The following is a 14949-nucleotide window of genomic DNA, read 5'->3' as shown; positions in this document are numbered from 1 at the left end:
GGTTTTGACCGAGATCTCAGCGGTGATGAGGGCCTACCGCGACGCCCTCGACAGGCACCGGATTCCCTGGGCCGACGACACGTACGACACGGAGCGGGTGGGCGGCTATAGGTTTCGCGTGGAGCGCACCGAGACCATCCTGGACGAGCACAGGGTGAGCGTGGCCTGGGGCTACCAGCTTCTTCCGGGGCGCGAGCCCACGGGCGTGACGATCGGCTACCCGGGCTACCTCGAGGTGACTTACGACCCAATCAGCCCCGAGCCGTTCGTGGCATCGCCGGGCGACATCCTGGCCGACATCTTCGGCGTGAGGGGTGAGTCGCGGTGAGCTACAGGTGCGGCCCCTCCGATTGGATTGACCTCGCCATCGGCAGGCTCGAGGACGTCAAGAGGTCGCTCAGGGAGTGCGACAGGCTGCGACAGGGGTGCGACATCTGCGAGGAGCTGCGCCAGGCGAGGCGATGCCTCAACAAGGCGCTGATCATGGTCGCGGAGGAGAAGGAGATCGTGAAGGAATGGAGCGAGAAATGAGACAGATAAGCGATGAGGACCGCCGAGAAATTGCCAAGGAGCTACGCGAGCAGTTTTACTGCTGCCGGTATGCAGAGGAGTTCACCGAGGGCCTTTACGACGTCTTCAGCCCCGTCCATTACGAGCTGAATCGAGGCTGCTATCCGGATCTTGCGGAGTGCCTTGCGGACTACGTTGAGCCGGCACCCGTCACGGGTTCCACATCGGACGGGTACCACACGTTCGATGAGCTCTACCACCACCGGGCGGTGCTGTTCTCGGTAATCGTGGCCATGTTCCGCGGACGCTCATGGAAGTCGCTCCACCACCATGACGGGATGATGTACGACGGTATGTTCATCGTGGGCATCGACACGCCCGCCGGCCCCGCCACGTACCACTACGACGTCGAGCCGTATTGGGACATGTTCCCGTGCGAGGTGCTCGACCGCGCGCCCGAGTGGGACGGCCACACGCCCGACGACGCGATCGAGCGCATCGGCACCCTGCGGGACATCCTGCAGGCTGAGGTTAAGGCCGAGAAGGGTGGTGACGAGTGATGGGGGAGCGTCTCACAGTCGACAGCGTGATGACACCGGACGGGGAAGTGATGCCGTTGGGCCCTGTCGACAAGGAGGGACGCAAGGTCTCCCTGTCGACCGCGACGCTCTTTGCGGACAGCGGCATGGAGTGCACGGTCAAGAGATATGAGTATCTGCTCGGCGCTGGCGTTTGGCGTGCCAGCTGCGATGAGGGGGTCGTGAGGGTGGACGAGATGCACCTGATCCGCCCGGATACGTTCGGCGCCCTGATGAACGATATCGAGGCTGCTATGAACTGCCCTGCCAGCGAAGAACCGACGCACGCCTACAACGTTGTCTCTGGGATGTGCGATGCCTGCGCCGACAGGTGCGGCGGCACGTTGTGCCAGGCGAGGGCGCTCCACAGCATCTGCTACCGCATTCACTCCCTGCTCGCGGGTGATGGCGAATGAGCTGCTACTTCTGCGGAGGCTCGCGCATCGCGTCCATCCACTCTGCCCCCGACCGAGGCGTCTGCAACTGGTCCGTTGGTTCCATGACCCTGACGCGCCGATATGACGGAGAACCGATCGTCAGGGTCGAGCTGGATACCAGCGTGACGCTCGACGTTTCGGTCAACGGCTCGTGCGGTGACTGCGTTAGCGCCGACGTGACGACGGACGCCTACATCGAGGACATCAAGTACTGCCCGTTCTGCGGAGAGGAGCTTTAGGTGCACGAGATCTATGTGAAAACGAAGACGTATCTGATTAACGAAATCGCCGAGGAAGCACGAGGCGTGCTGAGCGCGATCGAGGGCAAAGACCCTGTTGCGGTCGATGACATTGAGGTCCTTGAGTACTGCCATGCCCTCGCGACCGAGATGACCACCCTCGAGACCGTCGCCATGGTCGCGGCACTGGTGCCCGATTTTCTGGAAAGCAAGAGATGCGAGGACGAATGAGCCGCAAGGATGTGACCAAAGAGCTGTCCGAGAAGGTGGAGAAGAAGCTCCGCAGGCGGTTCGCGCTCGTCGCGCGGGAGGTATGGGTGGACCCTGACCACAGGGTCGACTTCATGGCATTTTCTCCGGGCGTCGGAGGACGAAACATGAAGCTCGAGCATGGGCGGTTCGTGTTCGTTGAGGTCAAGTCGTGCATGGCTGACTTCAAGAGCGGCTACGGCCTCACGTTCCGAGGCGACGATAACTGGCTCGTGTGCCCTCGCGACCTTGCTGACGAGCTGCACGACAAGATGCTCCTGCCGTTGGGCGTGCAAGTCTACTGCCCCGACAACGGAGGCTCCCTTCGGCTGAGATACGACCTTAGTATGCGCGGCGCGGGAAGCCTGAGAGAGGATTCAACGCTCTGCCTGCTCTGGGCGATGCTGATGGACTCGTACACGAGATGGCGCACGACTGGAGGTCTTTTCATTGAAGCGAGCGATTAGGTGGGTGCCGGGGCGGTCCGAGTATAGGGACTGGCGCGTGCCGGACGGCGCGAGCGTGTGCGCGGACGACTTATCGACCGTTGTCGACTGCGCGGAGTGCGGGTGCGAGCTCGCGTTCGGCGAGAGCTACACCTCGCGGCCGATCCACAACGACCTCGGGTTCGGCTACGCCGTCTGCCCGAGGTGCTATGAGGCCGAGTTCAGAGAGATGGGAGAGAGCTGTGACCTTTAACGATGCCGAGTTCAAGGCGTGCCCCAGGTGCGGGGCCGAGCCTAAGGTAGAGGACGTGCGTGAGCGTTCCCTGGACCGGCCCAATGTGATGAGCGTGACGTGTCCCTCCTGCGGGATGTCCAACAGTATCGCGTGGGGGCACATGATGGCGACTTCGCAAAAAGAGGCCGTCGCCATGCTCGCGGACAGCTGGAACAGCCGGTGATCCGCTCGGCGACCGACTTGTTCCGCGCAACCGCCTGGCGCATGGTGCCCGATCTGGTTTCGGGCCCCGCGCGCCGGGCGCTCGTGCATGGACGGGCCGACGCGCCGCGGGTGACGTCGGCGCAGATCGGTGAGACGGAGCGGAGGGCGCGTGCGCTGGAACGCGACCGGGCCCGCGCGCTCAAGATGTCGAGGAAGGCTAAGCGATGAGGTTGTTTGAGAGACTGTGGCGGATGCTCGCCGAGAACTGCCGCGTGCGCAAGAGCATCGAGGCGCGCCGCGCCCGCAGACTCAGGAGGTCGATGAGATGACCGTTATGTGGGACGTGCAGGAGAGGAGCTGTGCGGTCTGCGGGAGGACCTTCATCCCGCAGGCGCCGAAGGCCAAGTACTGCTCGGAGGGCTGCCGGCGCAGGCACGAGCAGGACCGCGCGAAGGAGGCCCGCCGCAAGGGTACCAAGCCGAAGCGCGACAAGGTCGACCGCTACCTGGCGCCTACGGGCCCGGCGCACGACGAGATCATGGCCATGCGGCGTGAGGTCGCGATGAGATATTGAGTTACAGCAGGTAGATATATAATTAAGGCCGCTGGCGTTGGAGCGCCGGCGGCCTTTGGCAAAGACGCCTCCCGGCATCTTCTACATGGCGTAGAGCATGGTACCACGCGGGAGGTCACATGGATGCACGTGAATATTTGGAGACTGTACGGGCCGCTCAGCGCAGCATCGACCGCCGCCTGGCGGTCATCGAGTCGATGCAGGCGCGCGAGCAGGTGCGCGCCCAGCGCTACGACGCCGTGGGCAAGGGCGCGCACGGCACGGACTTCATGAGGTCCACCGACGACCGGATCGACTACGAGCGCCGCAGTGGCGCCGAGCTGTCCGAGCTTCGACGCGAAGTGGAGCGCGGACGCGAGCTCTGCGCGGGCGTGCGCTCCGCCAACCCCGGCAAGCGCTGGGGCGACGTGCTGGAGCTGCGCTACTGCGAGGACCGCACGCTGCAGGAGATCGCGGGGGCGCTCGGGGTGTCGGTGAGGTCCATACAGGCAGACCTGTCTGCGGCTGTTGACTGGGTGGACCTCACCGGCCTCGCCCGTGCGCGACAAGGGCGAGGAGCTGCCGAGATATAACTTAATAATAGCTAAGATTTATATAGTAATAACTATTAGGATATGCTAATATATAGTTGTCGATAGAAAGAAGGTGACATGCAGAGACGCGAACTGGTCCGCATCCTCGAGGAAGCCGGCTTTATCTCCAAAGGCGGCACCAACCACGAGAAGTTCGTCAAGGGCGACAAACTCGTGCTGGTGAAGCGCCACAGGGAGATCGAGGACCAGATAGCCAAGAGGATTCTGAGACAGGCGGGGCTTCGTTAGCCCCGCCCCTTTGGGGCTACGTCTTGCATCGCCCACGTAAAGGAGACGTGAATGGTTTACGTATGGGAATTCGAATTCTTTGATTCTGGAGGCATGGTCGATGCCGTGCCGTGCGGTTCGCTCGGAGGAGGCGGCACGTTCGGGTCCGACTTGAACGATGCCGTCGCGAGCGCGGCCGACTACCTCGCCTGCATGGTCGACGATCACCTCATGGGCGGGGTCGACCTTCCCGCGCCCGACTTTGGCCATGAGCCACTGAACGGGGGCAAGATCATCGCCATCGCCGTCAGCCGCGAGCTCGGTGACATTCCCGCCGTCACTGCCGCAGATGCCGCCCGCATGCTCGGCGTCAGCTCGGCGAGGGTGTCGCAGCTGATAGGCGCGGGGTTGCTCGACTCGTGGAGGGACGGCACAAAGCGCATGGTGTCCAAGGCCTCCGTCGAGGCCAGACTCGCCGATTCACCCAAGGCTGGGCGCCCGAAAGAGGCTCCCGTCGCCGTATAATACAAGTGCTGGTTCGCGTCAGCATGTCGGCCCCGATCGCCATGTGCGGTCGGGGCCTTTCTCTTGGTTCGCTATTGCATGTCATTACGTGTGATTGCCAACTATTGCATGTGATTGCCGACAATTGCGCGTGATTGCATACGATTGCCGACAATTGCGCGCGATTGCGTGCCGTTGCGCGTTGCGATTGGGATATAACTAGGGTGTCGATTCGCAGCGCCGCCCGCGCGGTGTGCGGGTCGGATGTGCGTGGAAGCACAGATGAGTGGCCGGGGTTCCCTTCAGCAGTTCAGGGACCCCGGCCTTTCTATGGAACGACAACGTAATGAGGTGGGTCCGTGGTCACACGCGAGGCTATCGTCCGTGCCGCCAACAGGTACGACACCGTGATGGCGTGGGCATTCCGCCGCGCCCTGGGCATCGCCCGCCGCGCGGGCGGGCGCAAGTGCAAGGGGGCCGGCAAAGCCGTCGAGCGTCTGCGCTACGCGGGGCTCGAGGAGTGCATGGCCAACCGGGGTCGCTCTCCCGTGGAGCGCTAGGCGTGGCCACCAAGACCCGCTACGCCAATGGCCACGCCCGCCGGCAGGTGCGCGCCTGGCTCAAGGCGCAGGGGCTGCCATGCCACATCTGCGGCATGGCCATCGACTACGACCTGCCCGCGGGCGACCCGATGAGCTTCGAGGTGGACGAGATCGTGCCCGTGTCCAAGGGCGGCTCGCCCATCGACCGCGCGAACGTCGCGCCGGCCCACCGGATCTGCAACGAGCGGCGCGGCAACAAGAGCCTCGCCGCGCTCAACGGCTCGATATCGCCGCGCCCCCGCGACGTCGGCTGCTCGACCTCGCTGCCATGGTGACCCGACCCTGGGGGATGGCCCCCTCCCCGGGGCCGAAGGCTCGCCCCACGGCATTGCGCCTTTTTTGCGCAGGCCCCGAAACCGAGTCCATACCGGGAGGTGCATGGAATGTCCACGAAGTCCACGAAGCCGAGGGGCAAGCCCTGGACCGCAGACGAGCGGGAGTTCGTCAGAAACGCGTACCCGGCGCTCGGACCTGCGGCTATCGCGAAGAAGCTCAAGCGGTCGCGCTCGGGCGTGTGCGCCCTCATCAAGAGAATGAAGGAGAGCGGCGAGATCGCGACCGGCGAGTCCACGGGGGAGTCCGTGGGCGCGGGCGTCTCGGCGCCCCCCGCGGACGGCCCGGACGGCCGCCAGGACACGCTCGGGAGGCTCCGGTGGGTGCGGCAGGTCATCGAGCGACAGCTATACGACGCCGAGCCCAGCCAGGCGGCCCGGCTCGCCAAGGAGTACCGCGAGACGCTCGAGCAGATTGAACGAATAGAGGGGGCTGGGGAGGACGGTGGCGACGATGTCATCATCAACGCCGTCTCGGTCCTGCGCGACGTCCTCGGCTAAGCCGAGGCTTCGCCTCGTCCAGCCCTACGAGAGGTCCATCGGCTCCCTCGCGGTCGAGCTCGCCCCGACGATGGGATACAAGCTCGTGCCGTGGCAGGAGCAGCTCGCCCACGACATCGGCGCCGTGGACGCGAGCGGCAAGTGGGTCCACCCGCGTGTCGGCATCTCCATCCCGCGACAGCAAGGCAAGTCCGTCGACATCATCGTGTGGGTCGCGGTCATGGCGGCGCTGGCCGGCTACAAGGTGCTCTGGACCGAGCACAACTACTCGACGACCATGGAGATGGTCGACCGCTTCCGCAAGATCTTCGGCCGCCGTGTCGGCGACACGTCCGAGGGAATCCCGCGCTGGCGCAAGCTCCTGGTCGAGGTCTGCTCCCAGACCGGCCAGGAATGGATGCGGTTCAGCTCCGGCGGCGTCATCCAGTTCTCGACGAGAACCAAGTCCTCGCGCCTGGGCTTCTCCTTCGACATCGTCATATACGACGAGGCCCAGGAGCTCACGGGCATCCACACCCAGGTCATCAACCCGACGACGACGTCCGGCGCCAAGCACAACCTGATGATCGTGTACGCCGGAACGCCGACCCGCGCCGGCAACCCCGCCGAGGTGTTCAAGAACCTCCGGCGGCAGGCATGGGAGGGCGGCGAGAAGGCGTCCGATCTGCTCTGGCTGGAGTACGGCGTCGAGGAGGTCGGCGACATCTGGGACGAGAGCCGCTGGCCGGAGGTCATGCCCTCGCTCGGCTACCACGCCGACATCCGCGCCATCCGAACCGGCATGAAGGACATGGACGAGCTTGGCGCCGCCCAGGAGTACCTGGGCTACTGGCTGCCCCCACAGAACCAGGTGGAGAAGCCCATCATCGGCTCCGACGCATGGGGCGAGTGCCTCGTGGAGAGCGGCCCCGAGCTGAACGCCGACTGCAGGATCTGCGCCGGCGTGAGATTCAGCGCCGACGGCTCGACCGTCGCCGTGGCGTGCGCCGTGCGGCCGCCCGGCTCGCCGACCGTGCATGTTGAGCTTCCCTTCTGCAAGGACCCGGAGCCCAGCACGGATTGGCTGGCCTACTGGATCGCCGCGAGGGCGGGCAGGTACGCCTGCGTCGCCATCGACGGCAAGGCAGGCGCCGGCGCCCTGTGCGACAAGCTCGAGGGCATGGGCATGCCCAAGGACTACATCCTGCGCCCGAGCACCGACCAGGCCGTGACCGCCGCAAGTCTCATCTCGTCCGGCGCGAAGGCGGGCTCGGTCACGCACATTGCGTGCCCTGCGCTCGACCTTTCCGCCGAGACATCCCCCAAGCGCAAGATCGGCTCCGGCGGCGGCTGGGGCTTCGGCGGCGACAACGCCGCGCCCATCGAGGCCGCGGGGCTGGCGCTGCTCGCGCTTAACACATCGAAGAGAAAACCCGGAATGAAGGCGAGGGTCACTTGATCTCGATACCTTACGCCGTGGCGTCCGCCGACGGCCTGCTCGAGGAGGACCGCGAGACGGTGCGCTGCCTGCTCAACAGCTGGCAGACCCACTACAAGGGCAACCTCCTGCGCTCGGACTACTACGAGGCGCGCAACATGCTCAAGGACCTCGGCATCGCCGTGCCCGACTCGCTGCGCGACCTGGAGGTCGCGTGCGGCTGGGGATACAAGTGCGTGGAGGTCATGCGCGACCACATCGCCTTCGACGGGTTCACGTGCCCCGACGATGAGGACTTCGACGGCCTGCTCACCTCCGTGGCCAAGCGCAACAAGATGGCCACGCGCGTCGGCAAGGCCGTCAACTCCGCACTCAAGTACTGCTTCTCCATGCTCGTGGTGACGGCGGACGAGGACGGGCACGCCCGCATCTCGGCGTACCCGCCGACCCTGTGCACGGGCATCTGGGACGACGTCCACGAGTGCCTGTCCTCCGGCATGTTCGTCGTCTCCTTCGCCAAGGACCGCGGGCGGCCCACGGACCGCCCGGACTGGGTCAACGTGATGCTGCCGGACCGCATGGTGCGCATCCGCGAGGTTCGCCGCAACGAGTGGGCGGCGGAGTACGTGGAGCACGGCCTGGGCGCCGTGCCCATGTTCGTCATGCCGCACAACCCCGACGACGACCGACCGTTCGGCGTGTCCAGGATCAACTCCGAGGTGCGCTGGAACATCGACTGCGCCATGCGCGCCAACGTCAACGAGGAGATCGCCGCCGCGTTCGCCGCGTCCACGCAGAAGTACCTGCTGGGCACCGACGGAGACGCGTTCGCCGACAAGACCAAATGGAGCGCCTTCATCGGCTCCATCTTCGAGGTCACCAAGACCGAGGACGGCACGATTCCGCAGTTCGGCCAGCTCACTCAGCCGAGCATGCAGCCCATGACCGAGCACTTCGGCAACCTGTGCAAGCGCATGAGCGCAGCGACCGGCATCCACGTGGGGCAGTTCGGCATCATGAGCGACAACCCCAGCTCCGCCGAGGCGATCTACGCCGAGAATGAGCCGCTCATCCTCAAGTGCAAGAGCTTCATCCGCGAGGCCAAGGCGGCGCTGGCGAATGCCGCGACCGCAGCGATTGCCACGGAACTTGGGTGCTCCTACGAGGAGGCCGAGGACGCCTGCGGCGTGTCCGTCCACTTCCTGAACCCCGCCATGCCGACGCTGGCCCAGCAGACTGACAGCTCCATCAAGCTCGCTTCGGCGGTCGAGGGTTTCGCCGGCACGCCGACCTTCTGGCGGCTCAACGGTCTCGATGACGACGAGGTGCGTAACGTCTCGTCCGAGATCAGACGCAACGTGACGCGCTCGGCGGCGCTCGACCTGATGGCGGGCGTCACCCAGGCGGCGGAGCCCGCGCCGCCCGCCGATGATTAGCGCAGCTGAGTTCGCGGCCTACAACCGCGCCGTGGCGAAGATAGGCGACAGGGCGGCATCCGACGTGGAGGCCGCCGTGCTCGCCTGGTGCCGCTCCCACGTGGGCGCGACCGTCGCCGAGAAACGCGAGGCCGCGAAGCTCATCATGGAGGGCTTCGTCCAGGGCTACGACGACGTGGCGGCGGAGTTCGCGGCGCAGTGGTACGACGCCCTCGCCGAGCGCGAGGGCGCCAGGCCGCAGCAGGCCGTCACCGTGACGACCTACAGGCCGAAGTCCGTAGACGAGGTCGCGCGCTACCAGGCGAAGAAGCTCGTGAAGGGCGGCGACGGGGCGTTCGCCAAGGCGTGCGGCGAGTACGCCAGGAACGACGCGTTCCGCAGCCTGAATGAGACGATCATCTCCAACGTGGGCCGCGACAAGGACAGGGGCGTGCGCTTCGCGCGCGTGCCGACGGGTTTCGAGACCTGCACCTTCTGCATCATGCTCGCGAGTCGCGGCGCGGTCTACCACACGCGCAAATCCGCCGGCGAGTTCAAACACTTCCACCGGCACTGCGACTGCAAGGTCGTCCCCGGCTTCGAGGACGACCCGGACGCGGAGCTCGTGGAGGGCGTGCGCCCCGAGGAGCTTCGCGAGCAGTGGGCACAGTTCAAGAACATCGATGAGGACGAAAGTCTGACGAGCGCCGACAAGGACGCGGCGAAGCGTGCGGTGCTCGGTTCGCCTGGGCCTCCAATCGTGTACAAGAAGCCGAAAGAGACCTTCGCGCACGAGCGCGGCGGCTCCTACGATCTCGCGGCGCACGAGGCGCTTCGGGCGGCCGGTCACGAGGTCGTCGTCCGCAAGGAGGACGCGCCGGAGGGCTTTTCCAATATCGACCTGCTGCTCGACGGCAAGCTATGCGAGCTGAAGAGCCCGACAAGCGATGCGTCTGGCGTCAACGGGCTTAGGTTCATCGAGCGCAATATAAGAAAGGCAGTGCGGCAGTTCGAAAAGGCGGAAGGTGGGCCGGTAAAGCCCTCTATCGTCGTGCTTAACTGCGAGGAGGTCCCTGTGACAAGAGAGGACGCGCTGAAGCGCGTGCGGCTTGAGATGTCGAGGCATGACATCGACCACGTTATCTTGTTGACCAAGGGCGGGGCCAAGGACGACATAAAGAAATAAGCCCCAGGTTAGCTATCCAGCACGCCCAAGGCTTTTCAAATCAGATTATACACACCTGGCTAGCACAATGGCAGTGCGGCGGTCTCCAAAACCGCTTACCGGGGTTCGATTCCTCGGCCAGGTGCCATCGGGGCGTGGCGGAATGGCAGACGCGCGTGCCTCAGGAGCACGTGGGCATCGCCCGTGCGGGTTCGAGTCCCGCCGCCCCGACCAAAACGTTGAACCAGGCCATCCGCATGGGTGGCCTTTTTCATGCCGAAAAGCGCCCCGCACGGGGCAAGACGATGCCCCGCACGGGGCGGAAATGGAGGGAGCATGGCCAAGGAGACCACGCCCGCCGAGACCGATCCGATTGACCCTGCACAGGGCGGAGAGACCGATCCGGCGCCCGACTACAAGGCGCTCTACGAGAACGCGCTGAAGGAGTCGCGCAAGTGGGAGAGCCGCTCGAAGGCGAACCTTAAGGAGCTCGACGAGCTCAAGGCCGCAACGCCCAAGACGGATCCGACTGTGGAGGAGCGCCTGAGCTCGCTCGAGAGCGAGAACGCCGCCCTCAAGGCGAGCGCCGCCCGCTCCGCGCTCGTCGACTCCGTGGCCAAGGCCACCGGACTCGACCGCTCCATCGTGGCGACGCTCAACGGCGAGGACGAGGACGCCCTCACCGAGCAGGCCAATGCCGTGGCGGCCATCACGAAACCGGCCGGCGGCGCGCCGAAGGCGCCCGAGGCCGGCGGCAAGCCCAAGCCGGGCAAGCCCTCCAAGAAGGACATCCTCGGAATCGAGGACAAGAAGGAACGCATGGCGGCCATCGCCGCCAACATCGACCTCTTCAAGTAAGGGGAGAAAGGGGCCCCAATGCCCGATATCAAGACCCTCGCAGCCGCGCGCAACGTCGACCTCGTGAACACCTTCACCAAGTCGCTGGAGAAGCTCACGGCGATGCTGTCCACCTGCGCGCCCATCCACGCTGCCGTCGGCGAGACCCTGCACCAGAAGAAGATCACCGGCAAGCTCTCCGAGGTCGCGTACACTGCCGGCCAGGACATCCCGCTTTCCAGCTACACCTACGAGGACGTCACGACCTTCGAGGTGACGCTCAAACCCTACCGCAAGCAGACTACGCTCCAGGAGGTCAAGAAGCGCGGCTACGACGGCGCCGTCGACAAGACCGACGCCGCGATGATCTCCGACATGCAGCGCAACATCAAGAAGGACTTCGTCGCCGCGCTCGGCGCCGAGGGCACCACGGCCGCGACCGGCAAGAGCCTCGTGGCCACCGCCGCGAACGCCTGGGCCGCCCTGTCCAACCTCACCGAGGAGTACGGCTTCGGCAGCGGCGAGACCGTCTACTTCGCCAACCCGGTCGACTTCGCCAAGCAGATCGGCGAGTCCGAGGTCTTCAGCGCCTTCGGCATCTCCTACATCGAGAACTGGGCAGGCCTGGGCACGCTCGTGTCCACCGGCTCCGTGACCGCCGGCACGATCTACGCCACCGTCAAGGACAACATCAAGGTCTACGTCGCACCGACCGACGGCGACGACCTGTTCGGCTTCTACTCCGACGAGAGCGGCTACATTGCCGTGTCCCACTCGCCCGAGCTCAAGAGCCTGACCTACGACACCGTGGCCTACGTCGGCCTCGTGTTCTTCGCCGAGTACATCGACTTCGTGGTCAAGGGCACCATCGCCCCGACCGCCTAGGAAACCTAAGGAGCATCCATGATCGCTTTGGTCACCTACCCGTACCGTGACCGCGAGACCCTCGCGGTGCATCTCGTGGGGGAGGAGGTCGAGCTGACCGACGAGCGCTTCGCGGAGCTGTCCGCCGGCGGCTACGTCGACCTCCCGCCCGCCGAGACGGAGGCCGCTGCGGAGCCCGCCGAGGACGAGGACGTCGTGGACGACGAACCCGAGCAACCCGTGCACGAGAAGCCTTCACCCGAGATGACCGTGCAACAGCTGCGCGATGCCATCGAGACCGCCAACGGCTTCGCCCCGCGCAAGGCGACCAAGGCGGAGCTCATCGCCATCCTGGAGACGCTCTAGTGGGCGCCTTCGCCACAGTTGCCGACTACGAGGCGCGCTGCGGTGCCGCCGAGGACGAGGCCAGGGTTGCCGCGCTGCTCGAGGATGCCTCGGCGTACCTGCGCGGGGCATATCGGCGCCGTATGGGTGTCCAGTACCTCGCCGGCTCGAATCCCACGTTCGATGAGAACGTGAAGTCCGTCTGCGTGGCCATGGTCGCCCGGGCGGTCAACGCGCCCGGCGCCATGGCCGGCATCACCCAGCAGACGCAGACGACCGGCCCGTACTCGTCGAGCGTCACGTTCGCCAACCCGACCGGAGACCTCTACCTGGGGCGCTCCGACCTCAAGCGGCTCGGTCTGGCCGGGTGCCGCGTGCGCAGTATCCAGCCCATGACCGCCGCTGACCGCTGGGAGGAGGCGTGATGCCGATGACGGGGATACCGACCGAGACGGTCACGGTCATCTCCCGCAAGACGGTGTACGACGACCTCCACGAGCCCGTCTCCGAGGCGGTCGCCGAGCGCGACGTCGACGCCGTCGTGGCGCCCGGCGCCACCGCGGACCTCGACGCCTCGCGGCCGGAGGGCGCCACCGTGGCATACACGGTGCATCTCCCGAGGGACATGGCCGGCATCCGCCTCAAGGGCTGCTCGGTCCGCGTGCGCGGCGAGGAGCTGCGCGTCGTGGGCGACCCGAGGCCCTACGCCCCCGAGGCGTGCCCGGGACGCTGGTGCTACCCGATCGAGCTGGAGGCGGCCGATGGCTAAGGAGTACAGCTGGGGGAAGTTCAAATGGAGCCGCCTCGGGTACGCCGAGGCGATGGACGGCAACGCCGCGCTCCAGGGGATGCTCAGGGGCAAGGCCGAGGGCATCGCCGCCCGCGCGACGTCGATGCTCGCGCCGGACGGCCACGACGTCCCGGCCTTCAGGGTTAGCCGCTGCCAGGGCACGCTCGCCAAGGGCTTTCGGGTCAGCGCATGCTCGGAGCATGCCAAACACGCCCAGGCGAAACACAAGATACTGACGAGGGCGGCGCTCTCGTCCGGAGGTTGATCATGGATATAGAGGCCGATGTCGCGAGGTGCCTGTGCGAACTTGCCGGCGCCGACGCGACGCTCGAGCCGGTCGCCGGGCACCCGGAGCCGTACGTCACCGTCGAGCAGGTCGGAGGGGGCGGCGGCTTCCTGGAGCCGGTCCAACTCGATATCGACTGCTGGGGGACCGAGGGCAAGGGCGGCAGGAAGCTGGCGAAAGCCCTCGCCGAGAAGGTGAAGGCGGCCGTCCCGTCCCTGGAGGACGAGCTTCCCAACGTCTTCCACCCGGAGGTCACGAACCAATACAAGATGCCCGACCCTGACACGCGCAGGGCGAGGTACGTGGTGCAGGTCCAGCTCTGGATCTGCGAGTAGTAGAAAGGAACGCGCGAATGGCCAAAGTCAGCAATGCGAACGACTCCAACAACGTCAGCGCCGGAAAGGGCGTGAAGGGCGGCTACATCTTCTCGGCCCCCACCGGCACCACCCTGCCGGGCAAGGTCATCAAGAACAAGAGCGAGCTCGATCCCGCATTCAAGTGCCTCGGTTTTATCTCCGAGGACGGCTACGTCGAGTCCGTCTCCGAGGACTCCAACGACACGGTCGACATGAACGGCGACCTCATGGACTCCAGCAATTCCAACCGAGTGGAGTCCGCACAGCTCACGTTCGCCGAGATCAAGGCGGAGACGCTCAAGCGCCAGTACGGCGACGGCAACGTCACCGACGAGGGCGGCCTGATCACCGTCAAGCACAATTCCGACTCCCATCCGACCTTCGCCTACGTGCTGCTCCTCCTCCTGAAGAACGGCCGCAAGTGGACCAAGGTCGTGCCGCGCGGCCAGTCCTCCGAGCTCGACGACCTCACCATCTCCAGCTCCGAGCTCTGCCAGCGCGCCCTGACGATGAAGTACCTCACCGACGAGAACGGCAATACCTGCTACGACTACATCGAGTCGACCGAGACGGTGGCGGCCTAATGGCGGCCAAGCGCCCCGAGGGCGCGCTCGAGTTCGAGTTCGACGGCAAGAAGTATCAGATCAACAAGAAGGCCATCCAGTCCATGAAGGTGCAGCGCGCCATGGCCTACGACGGCATCCCCGAGAAGATGCACGAGGTGTGGGATGCGATGGACGAGATCTTCGACGGCAAGACCGTCGAGTACATGGACGAGCTCGGCGAAGACGGGCAGGACTGCTCGGCGGAGCGCTGGGGCGCGTTCTTCCAGGCCGCCATGGAGGCCGCGGCAAAAAACTAGCCAGCTTCGCCGCCGCCTGGACCTGCATGAGGGGAGAGGTCGTCGCCGACTTCCGTCAGACGTACGGCATCGACCTTCCCCTCGGCGGCGGGTTCGACGGGGCGACGGACGAGGACCTTTGCCGCTGGCAGGTCCTCTACTCCCAGCTGCCGGCGCGCTCGCGGGTCTCCGTTCGCCTTGAGCCCGACAACCTGTGGGACGACAAGACGCGCCTGCTCGACATGATCGAGCACGAGCTCAGGTGCTTCCACTACGGGTTCACCGAGGATGCCAAAAAGCGCGTCAACGCCCCGCAGCGGATCTTATCGCCGGGCGAGCGAGCCAGGAACGAGCGCCGCAGGGACTCGGCGCTGGCGGCGAAGTACGAGATATCTTCGTCGTTCGGAATCGATGTATAAGGA

The 14949-nt window shown here is 65.6% G+C and carries 29 protein-coding genes and 2 tRNA genes; all 31 read left to right on the top strand.

Going from position 1 to position 14949, the window contains the following annotated elements:
• Positions 1 to 4: 4 nt before the first annotated feature.
• The 31 genes from ABG996_RS01000 to ABG996_RS00850 all read left to right on the top strand — a co-directional run bounded on the left by ABG996_RS01000 (position 5) and on the right by ABG996_RS00850 (position 14946).
• A complete protein-coding gene (locus tag ABG996_RS01000; RefSeq protein WP_347478328.1) occupies positions 5 to 328 on the top strand; it encodes a hypothetical protein in 324 nt (107 codons plus the stop codon).
• On the top strand, positions 325 to 531 hold the full coding sequence (locus tag ABG996_RS00995; protein ID WP_347478329.1) for a hypothetical protein: 207 nt from the start codon (positions 325 to 327) through the stop codon (positions 529 to 531). The genes ABG996_RS01000 and ABG996_RS00995 overlap by 4 nt, the downstream gene beginning before the upstream one ends.
• Positions 528 to 1070: a WDGH domain-containing protein gene (locus tag ABG996_RS00990; RefSeq protein ID WP_347478330.1), complete on the top strand. Its 543-nt coding sequence runs from the start codon at positions 528 to 530 to the stop codon at positions 1068 to 1070. The genes ABG996_RS00995 and ABG996_RS00990 overlap by 4 nt, the downstream gene beginning before the upstream one ends.
• Positions 1071 to 1120: 50 nt before the next feature.
• On the top strand, positions 1121 to 1504 hold the full coding sequence (locus tag ABG996_RS00985; RefSeq protein WP_347478331.1) for a hypothetical protein: 384 nt from the start codon (positions 1121 to 1123) through the stop codon (positions 1502 to 1504).
• The gene (locus ABG996_RS00980) at positions 1501 to 1764 is read left to right on the top strand and encodes a hypothetical protein (protein ID WP_347478332.1); all 264 of its coding nucleotides are present in this window, start codon (positions 1501 to 1503) and stop codon (positions 1762 to 1764) included. The genes ABG996_RS00985 and ABG996_RS00980 overlap by 4 nt, the downstream gene beginning before the upstream one ends.
• Positions 1765 to 1995 carry a hypothetical protein gene (locus ABG996_RS00975; protein ID WP_347478333.1) on the top strand — a complete coding sequence of 77 codons (231 nt, stop codon included), beginning with the start codon at positions 1765 to 1767 and terminating at the stop codon, positions 1993 to 1995.
• 11 nt (positions 1996 to 2006) lie between these two features.
• Positions 2007 to 2480 carry a hypothetical protein gene (locus ABG996_RS00970; RefSeq protein ID WP_347483890.1) on the top strand — a complete coding sequence of 158 codons (474 nt, stop codon included), beginning with the start codon at positions 2007 to 2009 and terminating at the stop codon, positions 2478 to 2480.
• Positions 2481 to 2517: 37 nt separating this feature from the next.
• A complete protein-coding gene (locus ABG996_RS00965) occupies positions 2518 to 2712 on the top strand; it encodes a hypothetical protein (RefSeq protein ID WP_347478335.1) in 195 nt (64 codons plus the stop codon).
• Positions 2702 to 2917: a Lar family restriction alleviation protein gene (locus tag ABG996_RS00960; protein WP_347478336.1), complete on the top strand. Its 216-nt coding sequence runs from the start codon at positions 2702 to 2704 to the stop codon at positions 2915 to 2917. The genes ABG996_RS00965 and ABG996_RS00960 overlap by 11 nt, the downstream gene beginning before the upstream one ends.
• 306 nt (positions 2918 to 3223) lie before the next feature.
• Positions 3224 to 3472, top strand: a complete 249-nt coding sequence (locus ABG996_RS00955; protein ID WP_347478337.1) for a hypothetical protein — start codon at positions 3224 to 3226, stop codon at positions 3470 to 3472.
• 119 nt (positions 3473 to 3591) lie between these two features.
• Positions 3592 to 4044, top strand: coding sequence for a sigma factor-like helix-turn-helix DNA-binding protein (locus ABG996_RS00950; RefSeq protein WP_347478338.1), 453 nt, complete (start codon positions 3592 to 3594; stop codon positions 4042 to 4044).
• Between the two features lie 78 nt (positions 4045 to 4122).
• Positions 4123 to 4293: a type II toxin-antitoxin system HicA family toxin gene (locus ABG996_RS00945; RefSeq protein WP_195520558.1), complete on the top strand. Its 171-nt coding sequence runs from the start codon at positions 4123 to 4125 to the stop codon at positions 4291 to 4293.
• A 51-nt stretch (positions 4294 to 4344) separates the two neighbouring features.
• Entirely contained in the window at positions 4345 to 4797 is a 453-nt protein-coding gene (locus ABG996_RS00940) for a helix-turn-helix domain-containing protein (protein WP_347478339.1), read from the top strand.
• Positions 4798 to 5135: 338 nt separating this feature from the next.
• Complete coding sequence (locus ABG996_RS00935; RefSeq protein WP_347478340.1) at positions 5136 to 5336, top strand: hypothetical protein; 201 nt, start codon at positions 5136 to 5138, stop codon at positions 5334 to 5336.
• Between the two features lie 2 nt (positions 5337 to 5338).
• A complete protein-coding gene (locus ABG996_RS00930) occupies positions 5339 to 5653 on the top strand; it encodes an HNH endonuclease (protein ID WP_229065254.1) in 315 nt (104 codons plus the stop codon).
• 108 nt (positions 5654 to 5761) lie between these two features.
• Complete coding sequence (locus ABG996_RS00925; RefSeq protein WP_118345934.1) at positions 5762 to 6211, top strand: hypothetical protein; 450 nt, start codon at positions 5762 to 5764, stop codon at positions 6209 to 6211.
• A complete protein-coding gene (locus ABG996_RS00920; protein WP_347478341.1) occupies positions 6165 to 7649 on the top strand; it encodes a hypothetical protein in 1485 nt (494 codons plus the stop codon). The genes ABG996_RS00925 and ABG996_RS00920 overlap by 47 nt, the downstream gene beginning before the upstream one ends.
• Complete coding sequence (locus ABG996_RS00915) at positions 7646 to 9064, top strand: phage portal protein (RefSeq protein ID WP_347478342.1); 1419 nt, start codon at positions 7646 to 7648, stop codon at positions 9062 to 9064. The genes ABG996_RS00920 and ABG996_RS00915 overlap by 4 nt, the downstream gene beginning before the upstream one ends.
• Complete coding sequence (locus tag ABG996_RS00910; RefSeq protein ID WP_347478343.1) at positions 9057 to 10229, top strand: VG15 protein; 1173 nt, start codon at positions 9057 to 9059, stop codon at positions 10227 to 10229. Before ABG996_RS00915 ends, ABG996_RS00910 begins: the two co-directional genes overlap by 8 nt.
• Before the next feature lie 53 nt (positions 10230 to 10282).
• A tRNA-Trp gene (locus tag ABG996_RS00905) sits at positions 10283 to 10356 on the top strand.
• 1 nt (position 10357) lies between these two features.
• A tRNA-Leu gene (locus tag ABG996_RS00900) sits at positions 10358 to 10442 on the top strand.
• A gap of 102 nt (positions 10443 to 10544) precedes the next feature.
• Positions 10545 to 11066, top strand: a complete 522-nt coding sequence (locus tag ABG996_RS00895; protein WP_138339945.1) for a hypothetical protein — start codon at positions 10545 to 10547, stop codon at positions 11064 to 11066.
• A gap of 18 nt (positions 11067 to 11084) precedes the next feature.
• Positions 11085 to 11930 (top strand): hypothetical protein, encoded by an 846-nt coding sequence (locus ABG996_RS00890; RefSeq protein WP_138339947.1) that lies wholly within the window; start codon positions 11085 to 11087, stop codon positions 11928 to 11930.
• 18 nt (positions 11931 to 11948) lie between these two features.
• Positions 11949 to 12275 carry a hypothetical protein gene (locus tag ABG996_RS00885; protein ID WP_347478344.1) on the top strand — a complete coding sequence of 109 codons (327 nt, stop codon included), beginning with the start codon at positions 11949 to 11951 and terminating at the stop codon, positions 12273 to 12275.
• Complete coding sequence (locus ABG996_RS00880; RefSeq protein WP_347478345.1) at positions 12275 to 12679, top strand: Gp19/Gp15/Gp42 family protein; 405 nt, start codon at positions 12275 to 12277, stop codon at positions 12677 to 12679. The genes ABG996_RS00885 and ABG996_RS00880 overlap by 1 nt, the downstream gene beginning before the upstream one ends.
• Positions 12679 to 13023: a hypothetical protein gene (locus ABG996_RS00875; RefSeq protein ID WP_347478346.1), complete on the top strand. Its 345-nt coding sequence runs from the start codon at positions 12679 to 12681 to the stop codon at positions 13021 to 13023. Before ABG996_RS00880 ends, ABG996_RS00875 begins: the two co-directional genes overlap by 1 nt.
• The gene (locus tag ABG996_RS00870; protein WP_347478347.1) at positions 13016 to 13309 is read left to right on the top strand and encodes a hypothetical protein; all 294 of its coding nucleotides are present in this window, start codon (positions 13016 to 13018) and stop codon (positions 13307 to 13309) included. The genes ABG996_RS00875 and ABG996_RS00870 overlap by 8 nt, the downstream gene beginning before the upstream one ends.
• A gap of 2 nt (positions 13310 to 13311) precedes the next feature.
• Positions 13312 to 13665 carry a tail completion protein gp17 gene (gene gp17 / locus ABG996_RS00865; RefSeq protein ID WP_347478348.1) on the top strand — a complete coding sequence of 118 codons (354 nt, stop codon included), beginning with the start codon at positions 13312 to 13314 and terminating at the stop codon, positions 13663 to 13665.
• Between the two features lie 17 nt (positions 13666 to 13682).
• Positions 13683 to 14270, top strand: a complete 588-nt coding sequence (locus ABG996_RS00860) for a phage tail tube protein (RefSeq protein WP_347478349.1) — start codon at positions 13683 to 13685, stop codon at positions 14268 to 14270.
• Entirely contained in the window at positions 14270 to 14548 is a 279-nt protein-coding gene (locus ABG996_RS00855) for a hypothetical protein (protein ID WP_347487168.1), read from the top strand. The genes ABG996_RS00860 and ABG996_RS00855 overlap by 1 nt, the downstream gene beginning before the upstream one ends.
• A gap of 26 nt (positions 14549 to 14574) precedes the next feature.
• A complete protein-coding gene (locus tag ABG996_RS00850) occupies positions 14575 to 14946 on the top strand; it encodes a hypothetical protein (RefSeq protein WP_195520576.1) in 372 nt (123 codons plus the stop codon).
• The last annotated feature ends 3 nt before the right edge of the window (positions 14947 to 14949 follow it).

The organism is Collinsella aerofaciens, assembly GCF_039836695.1.
Classification (GTDB): domain Bacteria; phylum Actinomycetota; class Coriobacteriia; order Coriobacteriales; family Coriobacteriaceae; genus Collinsella; species Collinsella aerofaciens_BD.
The sequence above is the reverse complement of the archived record's forward strand: the minus strand, read 5'-3'. Positions and strand labels throughout refer to the sequence as shown.

Coding starts and splice junctions, on each gene's coding strand:
- ABG996_RS00895 (WP_138339945.1), top strand. CDS start 10,545: ATGGCCAAGGAGACCACGCCCGCCGAGACCGATCCGATTGACCCTGCA.
- ABG996_RS00950 (WP_347478338.1), top strand. CDS start 3,592: ATGGATGCACGTGAATATTTGGAGACTGTACGGGCCGCTCAGCGCAGC.
- ABG996_RS00870 (WP_347478347.1), top strand. CDS start 13,016: ATGGCTAAGGAGTACAGCTGGGGGAAGTTCAAATGGAGCCGCCTCGGG.
- ABG996_RS00945 (WP_195520558.1), top strand. CDS start 4,123: ATGCAGAGACGCGAACTGGTCCGCATCCTCGAGGAAGCCGGCTTTATC.
- ABG996_RS00850 (WP_195520576.1), top strand. CDS start 14,575: ATGAGGGGAGAGGTCGTCGCCGACTTCCGTCAGACGTACGGCATCGAC.
- ABG996_RS00955 (WP_347478337.1), top strand. CDS start 3,224: ATGACCGTTATGTGGGACGTGCAGGAGAGGAGCTGTGCGGTCTGCGGG.
- ABG996_RS00860 (WP_347478349.1), top strand. CDS start 13,683: ATGGCCAAAGTCAGCAATGCGAACGACTCCAACAACGTCAGCGCCGGA.
- ABG996_RS00980 (WP_347478332.1), top strand. CDS start 1,501: ATGAGCTGCTACTTCTGCGGAGGCTCGCGCATCGCGTCCATCCACTCT.
- ABG996_RS00940 (WP_347478339.1), top strand. CDS start 4,345: ATGGTTTACGTATGGGAATTCGAATTCTTTGATTCTGGAGGCATGGTC.
- ABG996_RS00985 (WP_347478331.1), top strand. CDS start 1,121: ATGCCGTTGGGCCCTGTCGACAAGGAGGGACGCAAGGTCTCCCTGTCG.
- ABG996_RS00910 (WP_347478343.1), top strand. CDS start 9,057: ATGATTAGCGCAGCTGAGTTCGCGGCCTACAACCGCGCCGTGGCGAAG.
- ABG996_RS00990 (WP_347478330.1), top strand. CDS start 528: ATGAGACAGATAAGCGATGAGGACCGCCGAGAAATTGCCAAGGAGCTA.
- gp17 (WP_347478348.1), top strand. CDS start 13,312: ATGGATATAGAGGCCGATGTCGCGAGGTGCCTGTGCGAACTTGCCGGC.
- ABG996_RS00925 (WP_118345934.1), top strand. CDS start 5,762: ATGTCCACGAAGTCCACGAAGCCGAGGGGCAAGCCCTGGACCGCAGAC.
- ABG996_RS00885 (WP_347478344.1), top strand. CDS start 11,949: ATGATCGCTTTGGTCACCTACCCGTACCGTGACCGCGAGACCCTCGCG.
- ABG996_RS00920 (WP_347478341.1), top strand. CDS start 6,165: ATGTCATCATCAACGCCGTCTCGGTCCTGCGCGACGTCCTCGGCTAAG.
- ABG996_RS00875 (WP_347478346.1), top strand. CDS start 12,679: ATGCCGATGACGGGGATACCGACCGAGACGGTCACGGTCATCTCCCGC.
- ABG996_RS00855 (WP_347487168.1), top strand. CDS start 14,270: ATGGCGGCCAAGCGCCCCGAGGGCGCGCTCGAGTTCGAGTTCGACGGC.
- ABG996_RS00890 (WP_138339947.1), top strand. CDS start 11,085: ATGCCCGATATCAAGACCCTCGCAGCCGCGCGCAACGTCGACCTCGTG.